Here is a 25,143-nt window from a genome sequence, read left to right on the forward strand (position 1 = left end):
TAGCGCTTGGCCAGGGAGACGACCAGGCGGAGGTTGGCCTCCAGCAGGTGGTTCTTGGCGCGCTCGCCGTCCCGCACGATCCAGGTCAGCTCGCGGCGCAGGGGGGCCGCCAGCTTGGTGCCGGCCTCGGCCGCCTCGGCCAGCTTGTGGTCGGCGTACAGGCCGGCCTCGATCCGCTTGGCGAGGTCGACCTCCTCCTCGGCGGTCAGCAGCTTCACGCGGCCGATCAGCTTGAGGTAGGCGCGGACCGAGTCGGTGGAGGCTGTGAGCTCGGCCTCCTTGCGGGCCTGCCGCAGGGCGACGGCGTCCTCGTCGTCCTCCCAGACGAAGTCCGAGGAGGTCTCGGCGCCCGCGGGGGTCTCGGTGGTCTCGTCGGCGGCGGCGGGTACGACCTGCACGACGGAGTCGGCGTCGGCCGGGTTGCTCGAGGTGTCCACGTCGGCAACGCTCATGTTCGCCTCTCCTGACGGTGTCGTCGGCGTCGCCGCACCCGAGGGTGATGGCGGAGAGGCCGGTGCTGGGTGCCGGCAGGAGCCGGCACGTGCTGACGGTCGACCACCCACCGGGCCGCGTCAGCGGCCGGGCTCGGGCAGTCGGCCTGCAATTTTAACCCGTCCGGGCCGAGGGGCGGTCGGCGCGGGCGAGATCTCACCCCCGGGCGGGGTGTTCAGCTCAGCCGGAGCCCCAGTGTGGCGGCCATCGGGGCGGCCAGCGACATCAGCGTGGTGGCGTCCACCACTGCCGAGCGCAGCGAGTCGACCCCCACCGCGGCCGAGGTGTCGCAGTCGACGAACTCGGCCCGCTTGACCGTGAGCTGGGCGAACCGGGCCTCCACCAGCCGGCAGTCCTCGAACACCACGCCGTCCAGGGTGGCGCCGGTGAGGTCGAGGGCGCTGAGGTCGCAGCGGGTGAAGCGGGCCCGCCGGACGGTGGCGAACCGGAGGTCCAGCCGTGCGGCCCGCACGTCGGTCAGCGTGACGTCGGACCACGTGCTCCCGGCCACCGAGACCCCGGCCAGCCGGCTGTCCCGGACGGCGACCCGCTGCCATCGGCTGTCCGGGACGTCGACGCCGGACAGGTCGGAGTCCACGACCTCGACGTCGGTGAACTGGCACCGGGTGATCCGCCCGCCGATGAGCCGGAGCCGGGCCAGCCGGCTGGCGCTGACCTCGACGTCGTCGAGCAGCACGTCCTCGACCTCGCCGTGCAGGGCCCGCTGCTCGACGTGGGCGGTCAGGTCGGCCGCCAGCAGGTGCTCCTCGGTCAGGTCGGCCGGCAGCTGCGGCGGGGCGGGCAGGACGTTCTGGGATCGGGGTGCCACGCCTGGGGAAGGTAGGCGCTGTCCGCGGCCGGTCCGGGCAGGCCCCGGGTGGACCCGGGGCGGGCCGGTCTGATCTCCGGCGTCACCCGGCACCCGGCACCCGGCACCGACGACGTCACCACTCGGTGCGGACCACGACCTCGATGCCGATCGCGAGCACCACGCCGGCGGCCAGCCATCCACGCCGTTGCCGGGGCGGGAGGAAGGCCGTGGCGACCAGCAGCCAGACGTAGAACGGCAGCCAGATCCGCTCGGTCTCCCCGCGCACGAGGCCGGTGAGGTCGCTGACCAGGATGCCGACGAGCGCGGCCAGCGGCAGCAGCGCCAGCCGGGCGCGGCGCAGCGAGGCGAGCCCGGCCACGGCCGCCGGGCCGACCGCGAGGGCGGCGGCGGCCAGGTTGGCGAAGACGAAGAACTCCAGCGGCCGGTTGGCGTAGGAGGGGCCCGAGCGCACCCGTTCCCCTGCGGCGGTGAACCCCTCCACCCACCAGTAGCCGCCGACGGCGAACGCCGCGACCACCAGCGCGACACCCAGCGCCGCGACCCCGAGCACCCGCACCACGCCGCCCCAGCCGAGCCGACCGCGGTGCACCAGGACGACGGTCAGCGCGACCAGCCCCAGCGCGGTGAGCCCGAAGGACAGGAACAGCGCCAGCCCGAGCAGCAGCCCACCGGCCAGGGCGCGCACGTCGGCGACGCCGGGGGCCCGGGCGGCCGCGGTCGCCAGCAGCGCCACGCCCCAGGCCGCCACACCGGCGAAGAGCGCGTCGGCCGAGGTCGCCACCCACAGCGCCATCGGGGCGAGCACGAGGAAGGGGGCGCTCGCGCGGGCCGGCTCCTCCCCCGCCACCGCGCGGACGGCGACCAGCACGGCCGGCACCGCCAGCGCCCCGCCGGCGACGCACATCGCCGCCGCCCAGCCCAGCCCGCCCAGGCCGAGCCGGTCCAGCAGCACGAAGGCCAGCAGGGCGCCCGGCGGGTGCCCGGCGACGTGCGTCGTCCAGGGGTCCGCGGCGTCGGCCGGCACGGAGGCGACGAAGCCGGAGAGGAAGGCCCCGATCCCCTCGACCCGGGGGACGTCGTTCGGGTACTCGTAGACCACCGAGAGCGGCTCGGGCAGCCGGTGCCAGCCCGACGACAGCGCCAGGGCGACGGCCCACGCCGCGGCGGCGAGCGCGGAGCCGGGCAGCAGCACCCGCCACGGCGCCCGCGCGGCCAGCGCCGGCCCGGCCAGCACCCCGGCCAGACCGACGACCACCGGCAGCAGCACCCGCGGGGTGAGCACGACGTCGAAGCCGCCGCGCAGCACGTAGCCGCCGAGCAGGTGCAGGACGACGCCGTCGCGGGTGAGGTGCCAGCCGATCCGGCCCATCACCAGCACGAACCCGACCACGAGGGCCACTGCGACGACGGGCAGCCACCGCCGCCGGCGGGTCGGAGCCTGGGGCGCGGCGGTGGTCACGGTGCGCGAGCGTAGGTGGACCGGCCGGTCGGCGCCCCTCACCCATCCGGCGGGGCAGCTCGGGCCGAACGCCGGGCGATGAACGTCGACCACGGCTACCGTCCGTACGTGCCGGACGTCGTCTTCCCCTGCCTGAACGAAGCCGGGGCGCTGCCCGCGGTGCTCACCCGGCTGCCCGAGGGCTACCGCGCGATCGTGGCCGACAACGGCTCGACGGACGGGTCGGCGCAGATCGCCGCCGACCACGGCGCCACCGTGGTGCACGTGCCGCAGCGGGGCTTCGGTGCCGCGGCGCACGCCGGGCTGGAGGAGGCCACCGCCGACGTCGTCTGCTTCTGCGACGCCGACGCCTCGATGGACCCGGCCGACCTGCCGCTCGTGGCCGATCCCGTGCTCGCCGGCGGGGCCGACCTGGTGCTGGGCCGTCGCCGGCCCACCTCTCGCGGCGCCTGGCCGGTGCACGCCCGGGTCGCCAACACCGCGCTGAGCGTCATGCTGCGCCGGCGCACCGGGCTCGCGCTGCACGACCTCGGCCCGATGCGCGCCGGACGGCGCGAGGCGCTGCTGGCACTGGCGATCACCGACCGCCGGTTCGGCTACCCGCTGGAGATGGTCACCAAGGCCGCCGACGCGGGCTGGCGGATCGTCGAGGTGGACGTCGACTACGCCCCGCGCGCCGAGGGGACGAAGTCCAAGGTCACCGGCACCGCGCTCGGCACGCTGCGCACGATCCGGGACATGCGGGAGGTGCTGGCGCGATGACCCCTGCCACGACGACCCAGCTGCTGGTGATCACCAAGGCACCGGTGCCGGGCCGGAGCAAGACCCGGCTGAGCCCGCCGTGCACCCCCGACCAGGCCGCCGCCATCGCCTCCGCCGCGGTCGGCGACACCCTCGACGTGGTGCGGGCGACCCCGGTGCATCGCCGGGTGGTGGCCCTGGACGGCGAGCCCCGCGACCTGGACCTGTCCGGCTGCGTCGTCGTCCCGCAGGTCGACGGGGACCTGGGCACCCGGCTGGCGCACACCTTCGCCGACGCGATGGGCGCCCCGGACGGCGCGCTGCCCACCCTGCTGATCGGCATGGACACCCCGCAGGTCACCCCCGCCCTGCTGACCGACGCCCTCGACCGGCTGGTCGCGGCCGGCCCGGGGACGGCGGTGCTCGGCACGGCCCCGGACGGCGGCTGGTGGGCGCTCGGGCTGCACTCCCCCGACGGCGCGCAGGTGCTGCCCGACGTCCCGATGTCCCGCGACGACACCGCGGTGCTGACCCGGGCCGCACTGGAGGGCGCCGGGCTGACCGTGCTCGACCTGCCGCAGCTCACCGACATCGACCACTTCCCCGACGCGCTGTCGGTGGCGGCGCTCTGCCCGCCGGACAGCCGCACCCGCCGGGTCGTCGACGAGGTGGCGGCGGGGCTGCCGTGACCGCCTCCCTGGACCGGGTGCTGGGCGCCCGGCTGCCGGCGCCCCCGGACGGTTTGCGCCGCGGGCCGTTCCGGCGGGGCGCCTTCGCCAGCCCGCTGCACTCCGAGCGGCGGGCCTCCCGGGTCGGCGCCTGGCTGGGCGCGGCGTTCCTGGTCTGCTTCCTCACCGGGATGATCAGCCACCTGGTCCAGGACGCGCCGAGCTGGTTCGTCTGGCCGGCCCGGCCGGTCTGGCTGTACGGCGTCACCCAGGGCCTGCACGTGGTCACCGGGCTGGCCGCGATCCCACTGCTCCTGGTCAAGCTCTGGACGGTCTACCCGAAGCTGTTCGAGTGGCCGCCGGCCGGCTCGCCGTCCCGGCTGATCAGCCGCATCTCGATCCTGGTGCTGGTCGCCGCCGGCACGTTCCAGCTGCTCACCGGCCTGGTCAACATCGCGCAGTGGTACCCGTGGGGCTTCTTCTTCACCGACACCCACTACTGGACCGGCTGGATCGCGATCGGCGCGGTCGCGGTGCACGTGGGGGCCAAGGCGCCGGAGATCCGCCGCGGCCTGGCCCGCCGGGGCTCCCCCGGTGCGGTCGCCGGGCTGGCGCCGGAGCAGGCGGCCGAGCTGACCGCCGAGGACGAGGCGGCCGAGCACGGTGCGGTGTCCCGCCGCACGTTCGTGCTGGCCACCGGCGCCGGCGCCGGCGCGGTCACCCTGGCCATGGCCGGGCAGACGTTCTCGCCGCTCGCCGACGTGTCGTTGCTCGCGCCGCGGCACCCCGGCGTCGGCCCGCAGGACCTGCCGGTGCGGCAGACCGCCGAGCGGGCCGGGGTCACCGAGACCGCCGTCGACCCGGCCTACCGGCTCACCGTGGCGGGCCCGAACCCGCTGGAACTGACGCTGGCCGACCTGCAGGGGATGGCCCAGCACACCGTCGAACTGCCGATCACCTGCGTGGAGGGCTGGAGCGCCGGCGGCACCTGGACCGGGGTGCGGCTGGCCGACCTGCTCGAGGAGGCCGGGCTGCCGCGGGACACCCAGGTGACCGTCGAGTCGCTGCAGCCCGGCGGGCTCTACCGGGTGTCGACCGTGGCGCCGCCGCACGCGAGCAGCCCGCTGACCCTGCTGGCGCTGCAGCTGCAGGGCGAGCCGCTGGACCTAGACCACGGCTACCCGGTGCGGCTGATCGCGCCGAACCGGCCCGGGGTCATGCAGACCAAGTGGGTCACCGCGGTGGCGCCGGCATGAGCCCGGAGGGAGTGCCGTGAGCCTGGAGGCAGCACCGTGAGCCTGGAGGCAGAGCGCAGCCGGGAACGGGACCCGCGAGCCGCGGGGCTGGTGCCGGAGGACCCGTACGCCGCCGACCCGGACCGGCCGGCGACGTCGGCGCTGCGGCCGTGGTGGCGGTGGCTGTTCCTGCTCCCCGGGCTCGCCGCGCTGGCCTGGGGCGGCTACGGGCTGGTCTCCGCCGGGAGCCGCATCCCGCTGGGGTCGTGGGCGACCTGGTTCGTCGGCGCCGCCCTGCTGCACGACCTGGTGCTCGCCCCGCTGTGGATCGCGTTGGGCTGGCTGGCCGCGCGGCTGCTCCCCCGCCCGGCCCGCCCGCCGGTGGTGGTCGCCGCCGTGGTCAGCGGGGTGCTCACGCTCATCACGCTGCCGTTCCTGCTCACCCCGGGCGACAGCCCGGCCAACCCGTCCTTCCTGCCGCGCGAGTACGGCCGCAACCTGCTGCTGATCGTGCTGGCGGTCTGGCTGGTGGCCGCGGTCTGGGCGGTGGTCGCCGTCCGCCGGGCCCGCCGGACGGCGACGTCGTGATCACCTCGGGCTGAGCGGGCTCACCCCGACCGCGAGGCCCCGCTCAGCCCGACCTGATCACGCCGCGAGGGCGGCCCGCTCGACCATCCGGCGGCTGGCCGCGGTGCCGGCGAGCACCAGCGCACAGCCGGCCACGACCGAGCCCAGGAACAGCACCACCCCGACCGGGGCGTCGGCCAACGCCTCGACGAACGGGCTGATCAGCGCCAGCGCGGTGACCGTCGCGCCCCCCACGCAGACCAGCAGCGGGATCCAGGTCTCCCGCATCCGGGCGGCGTGCAGCGTGCGCACCTCGGTGCCGGCCAGGTGCAGTGCGCGGTACTCCGCGGCGTGGTCGAGCACCCGGCCGGCCTGGGTGACCCCGGTGGAGACCGCGGCCAGCAGGGCGGCGATCACCAGCGTGACCGCCGTCCCGGTCGCGATGTCGATCCCCAGGTGCCGGTCCTCCTCCGCGCCGGTCGCCGCCAGACCCGGGCTGACGCTGAGCACACCGGCGACGAAGGCGACCAGCGCCACGCCGCCGACGCTGCGCCAGGCGGCCTTGGGGTCGTCGGCGATCCGCCGCCCGGCCAGCAGGGTGGGCACGGTCCGGGCCCGCCGGGCGACCGCCCGGCCCAGCACCGAGACCAGCCACGGGCCGACCAGGTTGAACACCCACATCGCCCCGGCCAGGGTGCCGACCAGGATGGCCAGCAGCACGACCGCCCCGACGTGGAGCATCCCGTTGGCGGCGAGCAGGAACACCCCCACGAGCGCGAACAGCGGCAGCAGCCGGGTCCAGGACAGCGGTGGCACCCCGGTGCGTCGGGCGACCCCCAGCGGGGTGATCGCGACCCGGCGCAGCGCGGCCAGCGCCGAGACCAGCGCGACCAGCGGCACCGCGGGCAGCGCGGACACCGCCCAGCCACCCACCCACAGCTCGTGGACGGCGAAGGCCCGGCCCTGGAAGTGCAGCAGCGCCACCAGCGGCAGGGTCACCCCGTAGAGCGCCGCGCCGGCCAGCGCGCCGGCGACCGCCTGAGCCAGCGCGTCGGCGACGGCCATCGTGGCGACCTGCCCGGTGGTCGCCCCGGCCAGCCGCAGCGCCGCCATCCGGGCGTTGCGCCGGGCGACCGCCAGCCGGGCCGCCGCACCACCGAGGGTGATCAGCGGCACCAGGATGAGCGCAGCCGCGACCACGGCCAGGACGACGTACACCTCCCCCGTGCCCGAGGTCTCGGCGCCGGCCCCGTCGACGGCGGCGCGGTCGATGAACGCCCGGAGCCCACCGAGGGTGGTCAGCAGCGCCCAGGTGACCGCGGCGAAGGCCAGCACCGCCAGGCCGGTGGTGAGCCGGTCCGGCCCCTGCCGCCGGGCCAGTGCCCACCACAGCCGCAACGCGGCCCTCATCGGGCGGCCACGTCGCCGGACCGGGCCGTCCGGCGGTCGTCGACCAGCCGCCCGTCGCCCATGGTCACCACCCGCCCGCACCAGGCGGCCACGCCCGGGTCGTGGGTGACCACCACCAGGGCGGCCCCGGCCGCCGAGGTCGCGCCGACCAGCAGGCCCATCACCTCCTGCCCCGTGGTCCCGTCGAGGGCACCGGTCGGCTCGTCGGCGAAGACCACGCCGGGCTCGGTGACCAGGGCGCGGGCGATCGCCACCCGCTGGCCCTGTCCACCGGAGAGCTCGCCGGGCCGTCGCTGCTCCAGCCCGGCGAGCCCGAGGTGCGCCAGCCAGCGGGCCGCCCGCTCGGTCGCCGTCCGCCGGTCGACCCCGGCCAGCATCAGCGGCAGCGCGGCGTTCTCCACCGCCGGCAGTTCGGGCAGCAGCTGGCCGGACTGGAAGACGAAGCCGAAGTCGGTGCGGCGCAGCACGGTCCGCTTGGCGTCGGACAGCCGGGCCAGGTCCTGCCCGCCCCACGTCACCGACCCCTCGGTCGGGGCGACGATGCCGGCCAGGCAGTGCAGCAGCGTCGTCTTGCCCGAGCCCGAGGGGCCCATCACGGCCAGGGACTCGGCACCCACGTCGAGGTCCACCCCGGCGAGGGCGTGCGCGGCGGCGGCGCCGTCGCCGTAGGTCATCCGGAGGCCCCGGGCGGAGAGGATCGCGGTCATGGCCCCAGCGTGGCCGCTCCCCCACCCCGGCCGCGTCGGCCCGGGGGTGGAACTCCGCCGGTCCGGTCCACCCGGGGTCGTACGACCGGCGGGTTTCCCCGCGCGGCCGGGCGGGCAGCGAGCGGGCACGTGCCGTACCGACGACGGAGGCCAGCGTGACCGCACCCGGCCGCACCAGGCCCGACCGGCGGTTGCTGCTGTCCGGTCTGCTGCTCGGGGTGGGCGCGATGGGCGCGATCGACGAGATCGTCTTCCACCAGCTGCTGCACTGGCACCACTTCTACGACCGCGCCGGCGGGGACGCCGCACTCGTCTCCGACGGCCTGCTGCACGCGTTCACCTGGTCGGCGACCGTGGCCGGGCTGGCGCTGCTGGCCGACGTGCGCCGGCGGAGTGCCTTCGCCTCGCGCACCTGGTGGGGTGCGGTGCTCACCGGCGCCGGGGCGTTCCAGACCTTCGACGGCGTCGTGGACCACAAGGTGCTGCGGGTGCACCAGGTGCGCTACGGCGTCGACCTGCTCGGCTACGACGTCGCCTGGATCGGCGCGGGTGTGGTGCTGCTCGCGGCTGGGCTGCTGCTCCTGGCCCGCAGCCGCACCCCCACCGCCGACCGGTGACGGCCCCCCGGTGACCGGCGTCGTCCTCGCCGTCCTGGCGCTGCTGGCGTTGCTGTACGTGCTCGCCGCGGTCGACGTGCGGTGGTCACCGCTGCGGACGGCGAGCTGGCTGGCCGGGCTGGCCGTGGCGGCGGCCGGGCTGACCGGGCCGCTGGCCGCGGCGCACGGTGACCTGCGGGCGCACCTGGCCGCCCACCTGCTGGCCGGGATGGTGGCGCCGGTGCTGCTGGTGCTGGCCGCGCCGGTCACCCTGCTGCTGCGCAGGCTGCCGGTGCACCGGGCGCGCGCGGTGAGCCGGCTGCTGCGCTCGGCCCCGGCCCAGGTGCTGGGTGACCCGTTCGTCGCGGTCACGCTCAACGTCGGCGGGCTGTGGGTGCTGCACGGCAGCGGGCTGCTCGGCACCGTGGCGCACTCCCCCGGCTGGCACCTGCTGGTCTCGGTGCACGTGCTGCTGACCGGCTGGCTGGCCACCGCCGCCGTCCTGACGGTCGACCCGGCGCCGCACCGGCGGGGCGTGGTCGCCCGGGCGGTGGCGCTGGGCGCCGGCATGGCCGGGCACGACGTGCTGGCGAAGTGGCTCTACGCCCACCCGCCGGCCGGCGTGACGAACGCGGAGGCGGGTGCGCGGCTGCTCTACGACGGCGGCACCGTCGTGCACGTGGTCGTCGCCGCGCTGCTGTGGCGGCAGTGGTACCGCAGCCGGGCCGCGGTCCGGGCCGCGGTCCACACCACCCAGCCGGCCGGCGTCTGAGCTCCGGTCAGGCCGGGTGGGCCTGCGCGTAGGCGGCGAAGCGGCGCAGCGAGAGCCGGACGCCGGCCGCCATCACCGGGCGCACCAGCGGCCAGCCGAGCCGGCCCAGCGCGCCCAGCGGCAGGTCCAGGCCCTCGGTCCAGACGAACGTCGAACCACCGCCGGCCCGCGGGCGCACCTCGAACGTCCCGGTGCCCCGCACCACCCGGCCGGTGTGCCGCACGTCGACCCGCAGCGGCGGCTGCCAGCTGGTGATCAGCATGGTGTCCAGCACGCCCACCCGGCGGCCGAGCACCGGCAGCCGCACCCCGGTCGTGGCGGCCAGCTCACCGCCCACGCCCTGCCCGTCCCGCGCGCCGGCGCGGACGTCGGTGAGCAGCATCCACTCCCCCTGCCGGTCCCAGTCGACCAGCGCCGCCCACACCTGCTCCGGCGGGGCGTCCACCTCGACCTGCTCGACCAGTTCAGGCACCGGTGCTCCTCTCGTCGTCCGCACCCGGGACGGGGACGCCGTCGGGGTCGGTGTCCTGCTGGTCGGCCGCGCGCGGCTGCGGCGGCAGCTGGGCCCGCAGCCCGGCGATCTCGACATCCCGCTCGTCGATCACCTGGGCGAGCTGGTCCAGCAGCCAGTCGACCTCGGTCATCCGGTACCCGCGCACGGCGACCGAGATGCGCAGCGCGCGGACGTCGTCGCCGACCACCTCCCGCCCCTCGGGCAGCTCGACCGGTGACCGGGCGACGTCGGCCGGCGGCTGGGTCTCCCCGCGCCCGAGCAGCAGCGAGGCACCCAGGAAGAGCAGCCCGCCGACCAGCAGCAGGCCGACGACGAAGACCAGGCCGGCCACGGTCAGCCGTCGACCGGCGCCCGCCCGGGCACGGGGTCCCCGGACGGCGGCTCCCCGGTGTGCTGCTCGCGGGCCGCGTCGGCGGCCTGGATCAGCTGCACCGCCTCCTCGACGGAGTCGGTGACGTGCAGCAGCTCCAGGTCGTTGGGGCCCACGGTGCCCTGGGCGACCATGGTGTCCCGGATCCAGTCGACCAGCCCTGACCAGTAGGCGCTGCCGAACAGGATCACCGGGAAGCGGGTGACCTTGCGGGTCTGCACCAGGGTCAACGCCTCGAACAGCTCGTCGAGGGTGCCGAAGCCGCCGGGCAGGATCACGAAGGCCTGGGCGTACTTCACGAACATCGTCTTGCGCACGAAGAAGTAGCGGAACAGCACACCGACGTCGACCCACTCGTTGAGCTCCTGCTCGAACGGCAGCTCGATGCCCAGCCCGACCGACATGCCCCCGGCGTCGCAGGCGCCCTTGTTGGCCGCCTCCATCGCGCCGGGGCCACCGCCGGTGATCACCGCGTAGCCCGCGTCGGCGAGCGCCGCGCCGAGCTGTACGCCGGTGGCGTAGTACTCGGAGTCGCGCGGGGTGCGGGCGCTGCCGAACACGCTGACCGCCCGGGGCAGGTCGGCCAGCAGCCCGAAGCCCTCGACGAACTCGGCCTGGATGCGCAGCACCCGCCAGGGGTCGGTGTGCACGAAACCGCTGTCGCCCCGCCGGTCGAGCAGCCGCTGATCGGTGGTCGTCCCGGCGTTGCGCGGGTCGGGCTCACCGCCGCGCAGCGTGATCGGTCCGCGGTGGCGGATCGGTCGGCGCCGGTCGTCCTCGGGCTGGCTCATGCGTTGCTCCCGCTCAGGTAGGCGATCAATGCGTCCTCGGCCGGCTGGAGCCGGTCGACGACGACGTGCTCGGCGGCCTGGTGTGCCTGGTTCGGGTCGCCCGGTCCGTAGTTGACCGCGGGGATGCCGAAGGCGGCGAACCGGGCGACGTCGGTCCAGCCCAGCTTCGCCCGGGGCGGCTGCCCGACCGCGGCGACGAAGGCCGCGGCGGCCGGCTCGGCGAGCCCGGGCAGGGCACCGCCCGAGGAGTCGGTGAGCTCGCAGGTCACCCCGGCGGCGAGGGCGTCGGCGAACACCTCGCGGACGTGCGCCAGCGCCTGGTCCTCGTCCCGGTCGGGGGCGAAGCGGAAGTTGACGGTCACCCGGCACTCGTCCGGGACGACGTTGCCGGCCACCCCGCCCTCGATCCGCACGGCGTTGAGCCCCTCGCGGTAGGTCAGCCCGTCGATCTCCACCTCGCGGGCCCGGTACCCGGCCAGCGTGGCGAGGATGCCCGCGGCGCCGTGCACCGCGTTCACCCCGAGCCACGAACGCGCGCTGTGCGCCCGCTTGCCGGGCACGGTCAGCACCACCCGCAACGTGCCCTGGCAGCCGCCCTCGACCACGCCGTCGGTCGGCTCCATCAGGATCGCCAGGTCGCCGTACAGCCAGCCGCGGCGCTCGCGGGCGACCCGGCCCAGGCCGTTGCGGACCGCCTCGACCTCCTCGTTGTCGTAGAAGACGAACGTGAGGTCGCGGGCCGGCTGCGCCCCGGGGACGCCGAACCGGGCGGCCAGCCGCAGCATCACCGCGTCGCCGGCCTTCATGTCGCTGGTGCCGCAGCCGTACAGCCGCTCCAGGCCGTCCACGGTCTCCAGCCGGCTGGGCAGGTTGCCGGCGACCGGCACGGTGTCCAGGTGCCCGGCCAGCACGATCCGGGTGTCCCGGTCCAGGTTCGTGCGGGCCAGCACCGAGTCGCCGATCCGCTCCACCTCCAGGCCGCCGAGCCCGCGCAGCGCCGCCTCGACGGCGTCGGCCAGCGGCCCCTCGGTGCCGGAGACCGACGGCACGTCGACCAGCGCCCGGGTCAGGGCGAGGACGTCGGCGGTCAGGTCCAGGGGGGCGGGTCCGGTCACGGGCCGAGCCTAATCAGGCCCGGCCCGTGACCGGCCCGCACGCGCGGGCCTCCGGTCAGCGCGCCCGCAGTCGCACCGAGACGGCACCGGCCTGGTACACCGGCTCGACGTCGAAGCGGCCGGTCGTCTCGACCACGGAGCCGAAGGTGCCGCGCACCGAGCGGGCCAGCAGCACCGGCACCGGGCCGCCGTGCGCCCAGCGGCGCGCGTCCTCGACGGTGAGCTCCAGCCGGCTGCCGACCCCCAGGGTGGCGGTGCCGATCACCGACAGCGGCGGCTGCGCGGCCGAGCCGAAGGTCAGCGCCAGTGCGCCACCGGTCAGGGAGACGTCACCGCGGGCCGCGACGACGGTCGCCCCGGCCCCCAGCCGCAGCGCACCGCCCTCGACCTGCACCGGGCCCTGGCCCAGCGCGCCGTTGGACCGGGCGACCAGGGTGCCGTCGGTGACGCGGGTGCCCCCGGTCCAGCTGTTCGATCCGGCGAGCTCCAGGGTCCCCGAGCCGGCCTTGACCAGACGGCCGGTGCCGCGGACGTCGTTGCGCCAGGTGTCGCGGGCGGAGAACCCGCCGGCGGCGGCGTCCATCACCACCCGGACCTCGCCGTCCAGGGCGCCGTAGCCGTCGGCGGCGGTGAACAGGTCCAGCCGGCCCCACAGCTCGGGACCGTCCAGCAGCGGGTTGCCCGAGGGCAGCGCGGTGGTGCGCAGCACCTCGCGGCGCTGCTCGGCGGTCAGGTAGGGCAGCCGGGTCTCCAGCAGCGCCTCGGCGCCCTTGGGCACCACCATCGGCACGGTCGTCGAGCCGCGGGTGGGCAGGTCGTAGGTGAACCGACGCAGCGTCGCGCGGCGGGTGGCCGCCCGGTCGGCGTAGGGGTCCTCGCCGGTGTGGGCGGCCTCGATGAGGGTGTCCGGCGTGGTGCCGGTGCGGGCGGTGAAGTACGCCAGTGCCTGCGCCCGAGCGTCGGCCTTGACCTGTGCGCTGGCCGCCTCGTGGAGCTTCGCCGCGGCGAGCGCGGTGCCCAGGATCCGCCCGCCGATCACGTCGACCGGGGAGTGCATGCCGCTGACGATGCGGTAGTCGCTGAGCTCGGCGGCGCGCGCCACCATCTCCTGGAAGCGCTCCGGCACGGCGTAGGCCAGCGCCAGCGCGGCCAGCCAGTAGGCGTTCGTGTGCCCGCTGACGTAGCCGCCGTCGCTCTCGGGGGTGGTGCTGCGCTGGCGCAGCAGCTGCGGGGCGACCACCACGTCGGACCGGTACACCGGGTAGCCGTACTCGTCGACGGCGCCGGTGGGCACCACGGTGTTGGCCACCGTCATTCGCCACGGGCGCGGGTACTGGTAGGTGAACTTGGACGGGTTGCTCGAGGTGTTCGAGCCGCGCAGCGTGTTGACCAGGTCGACCACCCGGCCGAGCTCGGACGCCGAGGACCCGGCACCCAGCGACGAGCCGGCCGGCGCGCCGGCCGGCACCGCGTCGTCGATCTTGGTGGGCGGCGTGCCGTCCGGAGCAGCGGTGATGCTGGTGACCGCCTTGGCCCCGGTCCGGTACAGCTCGGCCAGCGGGCCCAGCCCGCCGGTGACGGCGTAGCTCTGGTGCTGCCGGTCGTAGATGAACGACTGCGCCGCCTCGGCCGCGGTTCGGGCCCGGCTCACCTGCACGACGTGGGTGATGTTCTGCCGCAGCGCCGGGTCGACCGCCACGCCGGTGTCCCAGCTGGAGCCGGTCCGCCACAGGTCGGCCATCCCGGACAGGATGACGACGGCGGCGTTCGTCTCCGTGCTGAGGTTCGCCGTGGTGTTGCTGTTGTAGTTGTCCACGAACGGCAGCAGCGGGTGGGTGGCCCCCGCGGTGGTGTCGGCCGGGTTGGTGTCGGCCGCGGCGGCCGGTGCGCGGAAGACGCTGGGCACGGTCAGCAGCGCCGTCCCCACCGCCCCGATCGCGAGGAAGCTCCGTCGGTCCACGTCCTGGTGCAGCAGCACTGCGCGTTCCCTTCGAGTCGGCCGGGCCCGGCGGCCCGTGCTCAGTCCGGGGCAGCGTGGCCGGGCCGGGCCGCAGCTGGGCGAACGGTGATCGGCGGCCGGTTGAACAGTCCTGGTGGGCGGGTGCCCGCTCTGCGGGCCAGGTCACTGCCGCGCACTCGGTAGCCTCGACGACCGTGACGACCGCTGCAGAGACCACCGGCGCCAACGGCGTCGGCATCGCCACCCTGACCGCCGACGGCACGGTGCTCGACACCTGGTTCCCCGCCCCCGCGCTCAGCACCGCCGACCAGGGCGAGACCGGCACCCAGCAGATCGGGGTGCTGGAGCTGGAGGGGCTGCTCGGGCCGGACTTCTCCGGGCTGGTGCGCAGCGACGAGGCCCGTGGGGCGCAGACCGTCGCCGTCTCGACCACGATCGCGGACCTCTCGGCACCGCCGGTGGACGCCCACGACGTCTACCTGCGGCTGCACCTGCTCTCGCACCGGCTGGTGCGACCGCACGGGGTGAACCTGGACGGGCAGTTCGGACTGCTCGCCAACGTGGCCTGGACCAGCGCCGGCCCGGTGCTGGCCACCGAGCTCGACGCCGTCCGCGCCCGGCTGCGTGCCGCGCACGGCCAGCTCACCGTCTTCGGCGTGGACAAGTTCCCGCGGATGGTCGACTACGTCGTCCCGGCCGGGGTGCGGATCGCCGACGCGGACCGGGTCCGGCTGGGCGCGCACCTGGCCGAGGGCACGACGGTCATGCACGAGGGCTTCGTCAACTTCAACGCCGGCACGCTCGGCCCCTCGATGGTCGAGGGCCGGATCAGCGCCGGCGTCGTGGTCGGCGCCGACTCCGACATCGGCGGCGGCGCCTCGATCATGGGCACGCTGTCCGGCGGCGGGAAGCAGGTCATCTCGATCGGCTCCGGCTGCCTGCTGGGCGCCAACGCCGGCATCGGCATCTCCCTCGGCGACGGGTGCGTCGTCGAGGCCGGCTGCTACGTCACCGCCGGGTCCAAGGTCCGCCTCCCCGACGGGACGACGACCAAGGCCGGCGAGCTCTCCGGCCGGGACGGCCTGCTGTTCCGGCGCAACTCGCTGGACGGCGCGCTGGAGGCGCTGCCCCGCAACGGCGACTGGGGCGCCCTGAACGCCGCGCTGCACGCGAACTGACGGCGGCGGCGGGGCGGCTCATCGGGCTCGCCTTCCCCACCTGACACCGTCGTCGCGCGGGCCCCCTGACGTCCAGGTGACTGCCAGCACGGCGACCTACCATCGGCGCGATGGTCAGCAGCCCGGTCGCGAGCCGACGACCCGCGGCCCGGGCGGCCCGCCCACCGGCGCGCCCGCCCCGGCCGGCAACCCGCAGTCGCAGGCGGGCCCGTCGCTCCCGGACGCGGGGGCTGTGGCCGCTGCTGCTGGTCGCCGTCCTGATCGCGGCCGTGGCGCTGAGCTGGCGGGAGGACGAGGTGACGCCGTCGGTGCTGGCCGGGTGCACCGTGCCCGGCGCCGGCGTCACCGTGACCACCGAGCAGGCCGCCGCAGCCGCCACCATCGCCGCGGTGGCCCGCTCCCGCGGGCTGCCGCAGCGGGCCACCGTGATCGCGCTGGCCACCGCCCAGCAGGAGTCCCGGCTGCGCAACCTGTCCTACGGCGACCGGGACTCCCTCGGCCTGTTCCAGCAGCGCCCCTCGCAGGGCTGGGGCACCGAGGCGCAGGTGCAGGACCCGGTGTACTCCGCCGGCAAGTTCTTCGACGGGCTGGTGGAGGTGCCCGGCTGGGAGACCGGCCGGCTCACCGAGGTCGCCCAGGCGGTGCAGCGCAGCGGCTTCCCGGAGGCGTACCAGCAGTGGGAGCCGATGGCGTCCGCCCTGGCCGGCGCCCTGGCGGCGACGCAGGCCGGGGCGCTGGCCTGTGGCTACCCGCCGGGAGCCGCCGGCGACCCCGCCGCCCGGACGGCGGCGCTGACCGAGACGGCCCGGCGCGAGGCCGGTGCACCGACCACGGAGGCCGACGGCACCGTCACCATCGCCGGCGCCGGCTGGCCCGAGGCCACCTGGGCGGTCGCCCACGCCGAGCGGTTCGGCCTGACCCGGGTCGTGATGGACGGCTGGGCGTGGACCCCCGACGGCGGCTGGGTGAGCACCCCCAGCGCCTTCGAGCTGCCGCTCCAGCTCCGGCTGACCTGACCGCTGGTCAGTCGGCCAGCCCCAGCACGAAGGCCGTCGCGGCGCCCGTCGCGGCCACCGACCGCACCGTGTTCCACCGGGTCCAGCGCGCCGCGTTCTCCCGCCACGCCTCCGCAGCGCCCGGTGCGGCGGCGTCCAGCCGGGCCAGCGCGTCGTTGAGCGGCACGTTGGCCAGCACGGTCACCCCCACCACGCCGAACAGGTGGAGCGCCACCCCGGTGAGCACCGCCGGCCGTCGCTGCCCGGCCAGTTCCGCGCCGCCCAGCACGAGGCAGACCAGCGCGGTGCCGAAGAGCAGCGCCATGAACCCCGGCCGGACGGCGACGCGGTTCACCGACTGCATCGCCGTCGCCCCCGTGGCACCGGGCAGGGCGGTCAGCGCCGGCATGACCATCAGGCTGAAGACGGCGAACGCCCCGGCGACCAGACCGCACCCCAGCGACGCGACGACCAGCAGCGGCGCGCGCTCCCCGGTCACGCCCGGCTCCCGGCCAGGGCGCTGCGCCGCACCGCGTCGGCGAGGTCGGTGGCCGGGCGCCCCAGTGCCTGCTGCACCCCGTCGGTCGGTGCGGCGTTCCGGCCGTCGAGCACCTCGGTGAACAGGTGGGTCATCAGCCCCATGACGTCGTCCGGCACGCCGGCGGCGGCCAGCTCCGCGGCGTACGCCTCGAACGGCACCGGGCGGAAGTGCGCGGGCCGGCCGGTCACCGCGGCGATCTCCGCGACCGCCTCGGCGAAGGTCAGCGCCCGGGGGCCGGTCAGCTCGTGGGTCCGCCCCGCGTGCCCGTCGTCCAGCAGGGCCGCGACCGCGACGTCGGCGATGTCCTCGGCGTCCAGGAACGGCTCCGGGACGTCCTCCACCGGGAGGGCGAGCTCCCCGGTGGCCAGCGGGCCGGCGAACTGCCCCTCGGTGAAGTTCTGCACGAACCAGCTGCAGCGCAGCACCGTCCAGTCCAGCCCGCCCTCCTCGGCGGCCCGCCGCACCGCGGCCTCCGCGCGCTGGGCGCCCGGCTCACCCCGCCCGGACAGCAGCACCACCCGGCGCACCCCGGCCGCGGTGGCGGCGCGGGTGACGGCGGCCATCACCTCGTCGGAGCTCGGCACGGCGAGGTCGGGGGCGTAGGCCAGGTACACGGCCCGGGCACCGGCCAGCGCCGGGGCCCAGGTGCCGGGCTCCGCCCAGTCCAGCCGGCAGGCGCTGCTGCGGGAGGCCACCCGGGCGTGCACACCGCGGGCGCGGAGGCGGGCGGCGATGCGGCTGCCGGTGGTGCCGGTGCCGCCGGTCACGAGGATCGTCTGTTCGCTCATGTCCACCAGTACAGCCCCGACGGGCGAGACGATCCATGGCACAGGAGCCCGCTTGCATGCGTGAGCGTCTACGCTCTCGGGCCATGGACCCGGTCGCCGCACTGCTCGGCGGGCCGCACGCCCGCGGCGCCTTCCTGCTCCGCTCGCTGCTGCGGCCGCCCTGGTCGCTGCGGATCGCCGACCAGGCGCCGCTCACCGTGCTGACCGTGCTGCGCGGGTCGGCCTGGGTCGTGCTCGCCGACAGCCGGACCGTGCCCGTGCCGGCCGGGGACGTCGTCCTGCTGCGCGGCCCCCGCCCGTACACGGTGGCCGACGACCCGGCGACCGCACCGCAGGTGGAGGTCGGACCCGGGCAGGTGTGCACCCCCGTCGACGGGGCCGGCGGTGGGCCGATGGCCGTCCTGGGCGAGCGCTCGTGGGGCAACGACGCGGCCGGGCCGACCGTGCTGCTCACCGGCACCTACCCCGCGCCCGGCGCGGTGGGCGAGCGGCTGGTGCGGGCGCTGCCCGAACTGGTCGTCGTCCACGCCGACGCGGGCACCCGCGCGGTGACCGAGCTGCTCGCCGCCGAGATCGACCGGGACGCGGCAGGCCAGGAGGCGGTGCTCGACCGGCTGCTCGACGTGCTGCTGGTGTCGGCGCTGCGCACCTGGGCGGACCGCCCGGACGCCGGCGCCCCCGGCTGGTACCTCGCCGCCGGGGACCCGGTCGTGGGGCCGGCGCTGGAGCTGCTGCACGACCGGCCGGCCGAGCCGTGGACGGTCGCCTCGCTGGCCGGCGCCGTCGGGGTCGCCCGGGCCACCCTCGCCCGCCGGTTCACCGACCTGGTCGGCGAGCCCCCGATGAGCTACCTGACCGGCTGGCGGATCGCACTGGCCACCGACCTGCTCCGCGACCCGGGGCTGACCCTCACCGGCATCGCCCGCCGGGTCGGGTACGCCAGCCCCTTCGCGCTGAGCGCCGCCTACAAGCGGGCCACCGGGGTCAGCCCCGCTGCCCACCGCGCCACGCTGGGCGCCACCGGCTGAGGCCGGTCAGCCGGCGAGCCGCTCCACCGCGGCGTCGATCCGCTCGTCGGTCGCGGTGAGCGCCATCCGCACGTGCCGGTTGCCGGCCGGGCCGTAGAAGGTCCCGGGGGCGGCCACGATGCCCGACTCGGCGAGCCAGCCGATCGTCGTCCAGCAGTCCTCGTCCCGGGTGACCCAGAGGTAGAGGCCGGCCTCGGAGTGGTCGATGCGTGCGCCACCGGCCCGGACGGCGGCGGCGAGGCGTTCCCGGCGCAGCCGGTAGCGCTCGCGCTGGACGGCGACGTGCTCGTCGTCGGCGAGCGCGGCGGCCATCGCGGCCTGCACCGGCGTGGGCACCAGCAGGCCCAGATGTCGGCGCGTCTCCCACACCCGGCGGACCAGGGCCGGGTCGCCGGACAGCAGCCCGGCGCGGTACCCCGCCGCGGTCGACTGCTTGGACAACGAGTGCACGGCGAGCAGGCCGGCGTGGTCGGGGCCGGCGATGTCAGGGTGCAGCACCGACCGCGGCTGGACGTCCCAGCCGAGCTCGACGTAGCACTCGTCGGCGACCACGGGCACCCCGTGCTCGCGGCCCCAGGCGACCCAGTCGCGCAGCTGCACGTCGGTGAGCACCCGGCCGTGGGGGTTGCCCGGGGAGTTCAGCCAGACCAGGACGACGTCGTCCGGGTCGGCCGGCGGGACGTCGGTGCGGCGCACGGTCAGCCCGGCCAACACCGCGCCCACCTCGTAGGTCGGGTAGGCGACCTCGGGGATCAGCACCGTGCCGCTGCGCAGCCCCAGCAGGGTGGGCAGCAGCGCGACGAGCTCCTTGGAGCCGACCGTCGGGATGACCGACGGGTCGGCGCCGAACGGGTCGGCGAGCTGCACGCCCAACCGGCGGGACAGCCAGTCCGCGGCCGCCCGCCGGACGTCCGCGGTGCCCAGCGCCGTCGGGTAGCCCGGGGCGTCCCCGGCGCCGGCCAGCGCCGCCCCCAGCAGGGCCGGGGTCGGGTCGACCGGGGTGCCGATCGACAGGTCGACGGCGCCGCCGGGGTGTTCAGCGGCCCGGGCGCGCGCCTCGGTCAGGGAGTCCCAGGGGAAGTCCGGCAGCCGGACCGCGCTCAGTGCCCCTCACCCTGCGGCGGGAGGGCGGCGACCAGCGGGTGGTCCTTGTTGATCTTGCCGGTCTTGGCCGCACCGCCGGGGCTGCCCAGGTCGGAGAAGAACTCCACGTTGGCGTTGTAGAAGTCCTTCCACTTGTCCGGGACGTCGTCCTCGTAGTAGATGGCCTCCACCGGGCAGACCGGCTCGCAGGCACCGCAGTCGACGCACTCGTCGGGGTGGATGTAGAGCATCCGGTCGCCCTCGTAGATGCAGTCCACCGGACACTCGTCGATGCACGCCTTGTCGAGGACGTCGACACAGGCCTGGGTGATGACGTAGGTCACGGGGTTCCTCCGGGGCGTGCGGCTGGCGCGTTCCCTGGCCGGCCAGGGGTGCGTTCGATCAACTCCAGTATCACCCGAGCCCCCGTGCTCCAGCGCGACGGGTCGGGCCGACACCCCCTCCCCGACCTGCCCACCCGCTCTCCGCGGACGGCGCGGCACCCCGGCCGACACGCTGCCGGGGCAGGGCCGCAGGATCGGTGCATGGGACAGAGGCGGTCACCGCTGGGCGTGGTGGAGCTGGAGCTGCTGGCCGCGCGCGGCTGGCGCGCGCTCGAGGAGGCGCCGTTGGGTGACTGGCTGCTCCGCGCCGGCAACGGCTTCACCGGCCGTGCCAACTCGGCACTCGTCGTCGGCGACCCAGGCAGGCCCCTGGCGGAGGCGGTGGCGGCGGTGGCGCGCTGGTACGACGACCGCGGCCTCCAGCCGTGCGCGATGCTCCCCGGCGTGCAGTCCCGCCGCGCGGACGCCGCCTTCGCCGCGGCCGGCTGGGCCACCGACGGGGACGTGCTGGTGCTCACCGCACCGATCGCCGCGACCGCGCCGCCCGCCGTTTCGGTCGAGCTCTCCCCCACCCCGGACGACGCCTGGCTGGCCGGCTACCGGTACCGGGGCGGCCCGCTGCCCGACGGCGCCCTCGAGGTGCTGACCCACGGCGAGGACGTCGTCTTCGCCTCGGTGCGGCTGGACCCCGAGCCGGCGCCGCTGGCCGCCGTCGCCCGCGGCGCGCTCACCGACGGCTGGCTCGGCGTCACCGCGGTCACCGTCGCCGAGGGCCACCGCCGCCGGGGGCTGGCCACCGCGGTGATGACGGCGCTGCAGCAGTGGGCCGCCGACCGGGGGGCCCACTCCGTCTACCTGCAGGTGACCGCCGAGAACACCCCGGCGCGGGCGCTGTACCGCGGCGCCGGCTTCATCGAGCACCACCGCTACCACTACCGGCGGCGGATCGGCTGACCGGCGGGCGCGGCGGCGGTGTGCCGCCGAGCGCACGGCCCACGGCGAACGCCGCCGCGACCACGCCGACCAGCAGGAAGCCCAGGTTGACCAGCTCGGTGACCGCGTCGCCGCCGGGCAGCAGCAGGTCGCCCTCCGGGCGCTGCGTCGTCGCGGCCAGGGCGATGCCCAGCCAGACGACGGCCGGCAGCACGGCGACCAGCCGGGAACCGGACAGTCGGCGCGCGGCGCCCACGAGCAGCACGTTGCCGAAGACGGCCGCCAGCACGGAGACCGGGACCGGCACGCCGCCCAGCCGCCAGGGCAGCCAGAAGACCTCCACCAGGGCCAGCCAGGCCGAGACCAGGACCGCGGCAACGGCCCAGCCGGTCAGCTGGAGCGCCCTCATCCGGGCAGCCCGGCGAACAGGTCGTCCTCCCAGCCCTCCGGCCCCGGCCCGGCCGGCCCCCGCTGCCCGCGGACCAGCCGGTAGTGCTCGGCGCCGAGCACCCGCTGACCCAGGTTGTTGGACAGGGCGAAGAAGGGTCCGTCGACCGTCATCTGGGTGGGGTGCGCGCGCATGGCGGCCTCCTTGCGGTCGGCGTACGCCCGGCCGTCGACCTCGGTGGTGACCACCTCGTCGGCGACGGCGAAGGGCACCTCGTCGAGGTCGCCGAGCGACGCGAACGGGGACTCCTCCCCCAGCGCCGCCATCGCGTCGATGCCCCGCTGCACCACCGAGCGCGGCATCGCGTTCCAGTACACCTTCGCGACGGTCCATGCCTCGCCCAGGTCGGGCCGGTAGGCGGGGTCGGCGGCGGCGTCCACCGCGCCCATCGCCACCCGGTGCGCCTGGATGTGGTCGGGGTGCCCGTAGCCACCGATCTCGTCGTAGGTGACCAGCACCTGCGGCCGCACCTCCCGGACGACGGCGACCGCGTGCGCCACCGCCTCGGCGAGGTCGGCCCGCCAGAACGCCCGCGGCCGGTCGTTCGCGGGGGTGTCCATCATCCCGGAGTCCCGGTAGCGCCCAGCCCCGCCGAGGAAGCGCCAGTCGGTGACCCCGAGGGCGGCCATCGCGGCGGCCAGCTCCCCGATCCGGTAGCCGCCCAGCTGGTCGGCCTGGTCCGCGGCGAGCTGCGCCAGCTCGGGCACCAGCACCTCGCCCTCCTCCCCCAGGGTGCAGGTGAGCAGCGTGACGCCCACGCCCTCGGCGACGTAGCGGGCCATGGTGGCCCCGTTGTTGATCGTCTCGTCGTCGGGGTGGGCGTGCACCAGCATCAGCCGGCGGGAGGGCGCAGTCACGCCAGCCATTACACCGTGCGCCCTCACGACGACCCACGACCAGGAGCCCGCCCGCGGCCCAGAGTCACCGTTCCGACCCGAGGCATGTGCGAGCGGAGTGAGCTGTCCGGACCCGGCACGGGCCCGGAGGGTCCTGCCGGGCACGGACGAGGGCCGCCTGACGACCCTCAAGCGCCCGTCGGTCGCGCAGCAGTTCGCGAGCGCAGCGAGCTGTCCGTCCCCGGCACGGACCCGCAGGGTCCTGCCGGGGACGGACGAAACGGCTCAGCGCACGCCGGGCACGGCTCCTGGCCGCGGTGCGATCCGGAGGATCGCCATGTCAGAGCACCGAGGTCGCCTCGGCGTAGTGGCAGGCGTTGAGGTGACCGGTGCCGCGGGTCTCCAGCTTGGGGTCCACGGTCATGCACAGCTCACGCTCGCCGTCGCTGAGCACGTTGGCGAACTTCTGGCAGCGGGTGCGGAACCGGCAGCCGGACGGCGGGTTGGCCGGGCTGGGCACGTCGCCGGAGATGATGATCCGCTGGCGGGCGCGCTCGCGACGCGGGTCGGGCAGCGGGATCGCCGACAGCAGCGCCTGGGTGTACGGGTGCGCGGGGCGGGTGAACAGCTCTTCCTGCTCGGCGATCTCGATGATCCGGCCGAGGTACATGACCGCGACCCGGTCGGAGATGTGCCGGACGACCGACAGGTCGTGGGCGATGAACAGGTAGCTGAGGCCCAACTGGTCCTTGAGGTCCTCGAGCAGGTTGATGACGCCGGCCTGGATGGAGACGTCGAGCGCGGACACCGGCTCGTCGAGCACCAGTACCTTGGGCTGCAGGGCCAGGGCCCGGGCGATGCCGATGCGCTGTCGCTGCCCGCCGGAGAACTCGGCCGGGTACCGGTTGGTGTGCTCGGGGTTCAGCCCCACGGTCTCGACCAGTTCGCGGACCCGGGAGCGCAGCTCCTTCTCATCCTTGGTCAGGCCGTGGATGATCAGCGGCTCGGCGACGATGTCGAACACCGGGAGCCGCGGGTTCAGCGAGGCGTACGGGTCCTGGAAGACCAGCTGGATGTCCCGCCGGAGCGGGCGCATCTCCTTGCGGCCGAGCCCGACGATCTCCCGGCCCTGGAAGACCACGGAGCCGGCGGTGGCCGGCTGCAGGTTCAGGATCGCCCGCCCGGTCGTGGACTTGCCGCAGCCGGACTCACCGACCAGCCCCAGCACCTCGCCGGGGTAGAGGTCGAGGTCGACGCCGTCGACTGCGCGCACCGCACCCACGGTGCGCTTGATCAGGCCACCGCCCTTGATCGGGAAGTGCTTCTCCAGCCCGCGGACCGAGAGGATCGGCTCGCCGCGGCGGTCCGCGCCGTCGGCGGTGCGGTCGGTGGTGGGGGCGGTCATGCCCGGTCTCCGTTCGTGGGGCGCGGCTCGGGGCTCACGACGCTGCCGGTGCGGCCGGTGGTGCCGCCGGCACCCGGCTCGGTCTGGTCTCCCGGCGGGGTCCCGGGGGCGCCGGTCTCCCGGCTCTCCTCGGTCGTGGTGAGGTCGGCGACCTGGCCGACCCCGATCAGGTCGGCGTCCGCGCCGGTGACACTGAAGACGTCCGCGGCGTGGCCGTGGGCCTTGGCCACCTCGGCGGTGCGGATGCAGGCGGCCTGGTGCCCGGCGCCGACCTGGAGCAGTGGTGGCTCCGCCTCGTCGCAGGCGGCGATGTGCAGCGGGCAGCGGGGCGCGAAGGGGCAGCCCGGCGGCATGTTCAGCAGCGAGGGCGGTGCACCGAGGATCGGGGTGAGCCGCTCCTTCGTGCTGGAGTCCAGCCGCGGCAGCGACCCGAGCAGGCCGAGGGTGTAGGGCATCCGCGGCTCGTAGTAGATGTCCTCGACGCTGCCGACCTCGACCGGGCGGCCGGCGTACATGACCAGCACCCGGTCGGCGAAGCCGGCGACCACGCCGAGGTCGTGGGTGATCAGCACCATCGCGGCGCCGGTCTCCTGGAGGGCGGTCTGCAGCACCTCGAGGATCTGCGCCTGCACGGTGACGTCGAGGGCCGTGGTCGGCTCGTCGGCGATGATCACCTCGGGCTGGTTGGCCATCGCGATCGCGATGACCACCCGCTGGCGCATGCCGCCGGAGAACTCGTGCGGGTAGGAGCGGACCCGCTCACCGGCGTTGGGGATGCCGACCAGCTCCAGCAGCTCCACGGCCCGCGCCTGAGCCGCCTTCGACGACAGCGACTTGTCGTGGATCCGCAGGGTCTCCTCGATCTGGTACCCCACCCGGTAGACCGGGTCCAGCGAGGTCATCGGGTCCTGGAAGATCATCGAGACGCCCTTGCCGCGCACCCGGGACATGCTCCGGTCGCTCTGGCCGAGCAGCTCCTGGCCGCGGTAGCGGACCGAGCCGGTGACGCGGGCGGAGCCCGGCAGCAGCCCCATGACCGCCAGCGAGGTCACCGACTTGCCGGAGCCGGACTCGCCGACGATGCCCAGCACCTCACCCGAGCGCAGGGTGTAGTCGACGCCGCGGACGGCGTGCACGGCGCCGTCCTCGGTCGGGAAGTGCACGTTGAGGTCGCTGACCTGCAGCAGCGGCGCGTTCGCGTCGAAGCCGCCGAGGCTGGTGGTGCGACTGCCGGCCTGGCTGAGGGTGCCGGTCGAGCTGGCGCCGACGGCGGTGGCCCCGGACGCGGACGCGCCGGTGCCACTGGTCCCGAGGGTGGACATGGAGCTCTCCGTC

At 75.8% G+C, this 25,143-nt stretch carries 28 protein-coding genes; 10 read left to right on the forward strand and 18 right to left on the reverse strand.

Features of this window, described 5'->3' with window-relative positions; genetic code table 11:
* The 3 genes from HLA93_RS00005 to HLA93_RS00015 form a co-directional block, all read right to left on the reverse strand.
* Nucleotides 1-452: sigma-70 factor domain-containing protein (locus tag HLA93_RS00005; protein WP_306433265.1), on the reverse strand; the 452-nt coding region annotated here is incomplete at its 3' end.
* A gap of 215 nt (nucleotides 453-667) precedes the next feature.
* On the reverse strand, nucleotides 668-1,321 hold the full coding sequence (locus HLA93_RS21740; RefSeq protein ID WP_222192189.1) for a pentapeptide repeat-containing protein: 654 nt from the start codon (nucleotides 1,319-1,321) through the stop codon (nucleotides 668-670).
* Nucleotides 1,322-1,436: 115 nt separating this feature from the next.
* Complete coding sequence (locus tag HLA93_RS00015; protein ID WP_222192190.1) at nucleotides 1,437-2,783, reverse strand: hypothetical protein; 1,347 nt, start codon at nucleotides 2,781-2,783, stop codon at nucleotides 1,437-1,439.
* A gap of 78 nt (nucleotides 2,784-2,861) precedes the next feature.
* Here HLA93_RS00015 and HLA93_RS00020 point away from each other — a divergent pair, with 78 nt between their 5' ends.
* From HLA93_RS00020 to HLA93_RS00035, 4 genes are read left to right on the forward strand one after another with little or no spacing between them, the layout of a single operon-like run.
* The gene (locus tag HLA93_RS00020; protein WP_222192191.1) at nucleotides 2,862-3,545 is read left to right on the forward strand and encodes a glycosyltransferase family 2 protein; all 684 of its coding nucleotides are present in this window, start codon (nucleotides 2,862-2,864) and stop codon (nucleotides 3,543-3,545) included.
* Complete coding sequence (locus HLA93_RS00025; protein WP_222192192.1) at nucleotides 3,542-4,213, forward strand: TIGR04282 family arsenosugar biosynthesis glycosyltransferase; 672 nt, start codon at nucleotides 3,542-3,544, stop codon at nucleotides 4,211-4,213. The genes HLA93_RS00020 and HLA93_RS00025 overlap by 4 nt, the downstream gene beginning before the upstream one ends.
* Nucleotides 4,210-5,448, forward strand: coding sequence for a molybdopterin-dependent oxidoreductase (locus HLA93_RS00030; protein ID WP_222192193.1), 1,239 nt, complete (start codon nucleotides 4,210-4,212; stop codon nucleotides 5,446-5,448). The genes HLA93_RS00025 and HLA93_RS00030 overlap by 4 nt, the downstream gene beginning before the upstream one ends.
* A 36-nt stretch (nucleotides 5,449-5,484) precedes the next feature.
* Nucleotides 5,485-6,015, forward strand: coding sequence for a hypothetical protein (locus tag HLA93_RS00035; protein ID WP_222192194.1), 531 nt, complete (start codon nucleotides 5,485-5,487; stop codon nucleotides 6,013-6,015).
* A 57-nt stretch (nucleotides 6,016-6,072) separates the two neighbouring features.
* Here HLA93_RS00035 and HLA93_RS00040 read toward each other — a convergent pair whose 3' ends face one another.
* Both HLA93_RS00040 and HLA93_RS00045 read right to left on the reverse strand, forming a co-directional pair.
* Entirely contained in the window at nucleotides 6,073-7,404 is a 1,332-nt protein-coding gene (locus HLA93_RS00040; protein WP_222192195.1) for a hypothetical protein, read from the reverse strand.
* Nucleotides 7,401-8,111 (reverse strand): ABC transporter ATP-binding protein, encoded by a 711-nt coding sequence (locus HLA93_RS00045; RefSeq protein WP_222192196.1) that lies wholly within the window; start codon nucleotides 8,109-8,111, stop codon nucleotides 7,401-7,403. The genes HLA93_RS00040 and HLA93_RS00045 overlap by 4 nt, the downstream gene beginning before the upstream one ends.
* 155 nt (nucleotides 8,112-8,266) lie before the next feature.
* Between HLA93_RS00045 and HLA93_RS00050 the strand changes: the two genes are divergently transcribed.
* A complete protein-coding gene (locus tag HLA93_RS00050) occupies nucleotides 8,267-8,728 on the forward strand; it encodes a DUF2243 domain-containing protein (protein ID WP_308127851.1) in 462 nt (153 codons plus the stop codon).
* 10 nt (nucleotides 8,729-8,738) lie between these two features.
* On the forward strand, nucleotides 8,739-9,479 hold the full coding sequence (locus HLA93_RS00055) for a cytochrome c oxidase assembly protein (protein WP_308127852.1): 741 nt from the start codon (nucleotides 8,739-8,741) through the stop codon (nucleotides 9,477-9,479).
* A gap of 7 nt (nucleotides 9,480-9,486) precedes the next feature.
* Here HLA93_RS00055 and HLA93_RS00060 read toward each other — a convergent pair whose 3' ends face one another.
* The 5 genes from HLA93_RS00060 to HLA93_RS21310 are packed head-to-tail and all read right to left on the reverse strand — an operon-like array spanning nucleotide 9,487 to nucleotide 14,247.
* Nucleotides 9,487-9,951: an SRPBCC family protein gene (locus HLA93_RS00060; protein WP_222192197.1), complete on the reverse strand. Its 465-nt coding sequence runs from the start codon at nucleotides 9,949-9,951 to the stop codon at nucleotides 9,487-9,489.
* Nucleotides 9,944-10,324 carry a DivIVA domain-containing protein gene (locus HLA93_RS00065; protein WP_222192198.1) on the reverse strand — a complete coding sequence of 127 codons (381 nt, stop codon included), beginning with the start codon at nucleotides 10,322-10,324 and terminating at the stop codon, nucleotides 9,944-9,946. Before HLA93_RS00065 ends, HLA93_RS00060 begins: the two co-directional genes overlap by 8 nt.
* A gap of 2 nt (nucleotides 10,325-10,326) precedes the next feature.
* Entirely contained in the window at nucleotides 10,327-11,154 is an 828-nt protein-coding gene (locus HLA93_RS00070) for a TIGR00730 family Rossman fold protein (protein ID WP_222192199.1), read from the reverse strand.
* On the reverse strand, nucleotides 11,151-12,269 hold the full coding sequence (dapE, locus tag HLA93_RS00075; protein WP_222192200.1) for a succinyl-diaminopimelate desuccinylase: 1,119 nt from the start codon (nucleotides 12,267-12,269) through the stop codon (nucleotides 11,151-11,153). The genes HLA93_RS00070 and dapE overlap by 4 nt, the downstream gene beginning before the upstream one ends.
* A 55-nt stretch (nucleotides 12,270-12,324) precedes the next feature.
* On the reverse strand, nucleotides 12,325-14,247 hold the full coding sequence (locus tag HLA93_RS21310) for a phosphatase PAP2 family protein (RefSeq protein ID WP_308127853.1): 1,923 nt from the start codon (nucleotides 14,245-14,247) through the stop codon (nucleotides 12,325-12,327).
* A 176-nt stretch (nucleotides 14,248-14,423) separates the two neighbouring features.
* Here HLA93_RS21310 and dapD point away from each other — a divergent pair, with 176 nt between their 5' ends.
* Both dapD and HLA93_RS00090 read left to right on the forward strand, forming a co-directional pair.
* Nucleotides 14,424-15,407, forward strand: coding sequence for a 2,3,4,5-tetrahydropyridine-2,6-dicarboxylate N-succinyltransferase (gene dapD / locus HLA93_RS00085; protein WP_222192201.1), 984 nt, complete (start codon nucleotides 14,424-14,426; stop codon nucleotides 15,405-15,407).
* A 110-nt stretch (nucleotides 15,408-15,517) separates the two neighbouring features.
* The gene (locus HLA93_RS00090) at nucleotides 15,518-16,423 is read left to right on the forward strand and encodes a hypothetical protein (protein ID WP_222192202.1); all 906 of its coding nucleotides are present in this window, start codon (nucleotides 15,518-15,520) and stop codon (nucleotides 16,421-16,423) included.
* A gap of 7 nt (nucleotides 16,424-16,430) precedes the next feature.
* On the opposite strand, the gene HLA93_RS00095 is transcribed toward HLA93_RS00090, so the two are convergent.
* Together HLA93_RS00095 and HLA93_RS00100 are read right to left on the reverse strand one after the other, a co-directional pair.
* The gene (locus HLA93_RS00095; protein WP_222192203.1) at nucleotides 16,431-16,901 is read right to left on the reverse strand and encodes an anthrone oxygenase family protein; all 471 of its coding nucleotides are present in this window, start codon (nucleotides 16,899-16,901) and stop codon (nucleotides 16,431-16,433) included.
* Nucleotides 16,898-17,731, reverse strand: a complete 834-nt coding sequence (locus HLA93_RS00100; protein ID WP_222192204.1) for an NmrA family NAD(P)-binding protein — start codon at nucleotides 17,729-17,731, stop codon at nucleotides 16,898-16,900. The genes HLA93_RS00095 and HLA93_RS00100 overlap by 4 nt, the downstream gene beginning before the upstream one ends.
* 83 nt (nucleotides 17,732-17,814) lie before the next feature.
* Here HLA93_RS00100 and HLA93_RS00105 point away from each other — a divergent pair, with 83 nt between their 5' ends.
* Nucleotides 17,815-18,759 carry an AraC family transcriptional regulator gene (locus HLA93_RS00105; RefSeq protein WP_222192205.1) on the forward strand — a complete coding sequence of 315 codons (945 nt, stop codon included), beginning with the start codon at nucleotides 17,815-17,817 and terminating at the stop codon, nucleotides 18,757-18,759.
* A gap of 6 nt (nucleotides 18,760-18,765) precedes the next feature.
* On the opposite strand, the gene dapC is transcribed toward HLA93_RS00105, so the two are convergent.
* Both dapC and fdxA read right to left on the reverse strand, forming a co-directional pair.
* Nucleotides 18,766-19,863, reverse strand: coding sequence for a succinyldiaminopimelate transaminase (gene dapC / locus HLA93_RS00110; RefSeq protein ID WP_222192952.1), 1,098 nt, complete (start codon nucleotides 19,861-19,863; stop codon nucleotides 18,766-18,768).
* Nucleotides 19,860-20,186, reverse strand: coding sequence for a ferredoxin (gene fdxA, locus HLA93_RS00115; protein WP_091764542.1), 327 nt, complete (start codon nucleotides 20,184-20,186; stop codon nucleotides 19,860-19,862). Before fdxA ends, dapC begins: the two co-directional genes overlap by 4 nt.
* 201 nt (nucleotides 20,187-20,387) lie before the next feature.
* Between fdxA and HLA93_RS00120 the strand changes: the two genes are divergently transcribed.
* Nucleotides 20,388-21,140 carry a GNAT family N-acetyltransferase gene (locus tag HLA93_RS00120; protein WP_222192206.1) on the forward strand — a complete coding sequence of 251 codons (753 nt, stop codon included), beginning with the start codon at nucleotides 20,388-20,390 and terminating at the stop codon, nucleotides 21,138-21,140.
* On the opposite strand, the gene HLA93_RS00125 is transcribed toward HLA93_RS00120, so the two are convergent.
* The 4 genes from HLA93_RS00125 to HLA93_RS00140 form a co-directional block, all read right to left on the reverse strand.
* Nucleotides 21,097-21,528: a hypothetical protein gene (locus tag HLA93_RS00125; RefSeq protein WP_222192207.1), complete on the reverse strand. Its 432-nt coding sequence runs from the start codon at nucleotides 21,526-21,528 to the stop codon at nucleotides 21,097-21,099. The two genes, HLA93_RS00120 and HLA93_RS00125, sit on opposite strands and share 44 nt — an antisense overlap.
* Nucleotides 21,525-22,424, reverse strand: a complete 900-nt coding sequence (mshB, locus tag HLA93_RS00130; protein ID WP_308127854.1) for an N-acetyl-1-D-myo-inositol-2-amino-2-deoxy-alpha-D-glucopyranoside deacetylase — start codon at nucleotides 22,422-22,424, stop codon at nucleotides 21,525-21,527. Before mshB ends, HLA93_RS00125 begins: the two co-directional genes overlap by 4 nt.
* Before the next feature lie 319 nt (nucleotides 22,425-22,743).
* On the reverse strand, nucleotides 22,744-23,808 hold the full coding sequence (locus tag HLA93_RS00135; protein WP_222192209.1) for an ABC transporter ATP-binding protein: 1,065 nt from the start codon (nucleotides 23,806-23,808) through the stop codon (nucleotides 22,744-22,746).
* Nucleotides 23,805-25,130 (reverse strand): ABC transporter ATP-binding protein, encoded by a 1,326-nt coding sequence (locus HLA93_RS00140; RefSeq protein ID WP_222192210.1) that lies wholly within the window; start codon nucleotides 25,128-25,130, stop codon nucleotides 23,805-23,807. The genes HLA93_RS00135 and HLA93_RS00140 overlap by 4 nt, the downstream gene beginning before the upstream one ends.
* Nucleotides 25,131-25,143 lie beyond the last annotated feature (13 nt).

The organism is Modestobacter italicus (genome assembly GCF_019799965.1).
GTDB lineage: Bacteria > Actinomycetota > Actinomycetes > Mycobacteriales > Geodermatophilaceae > Modestobacter > Modestobacter italicus_A.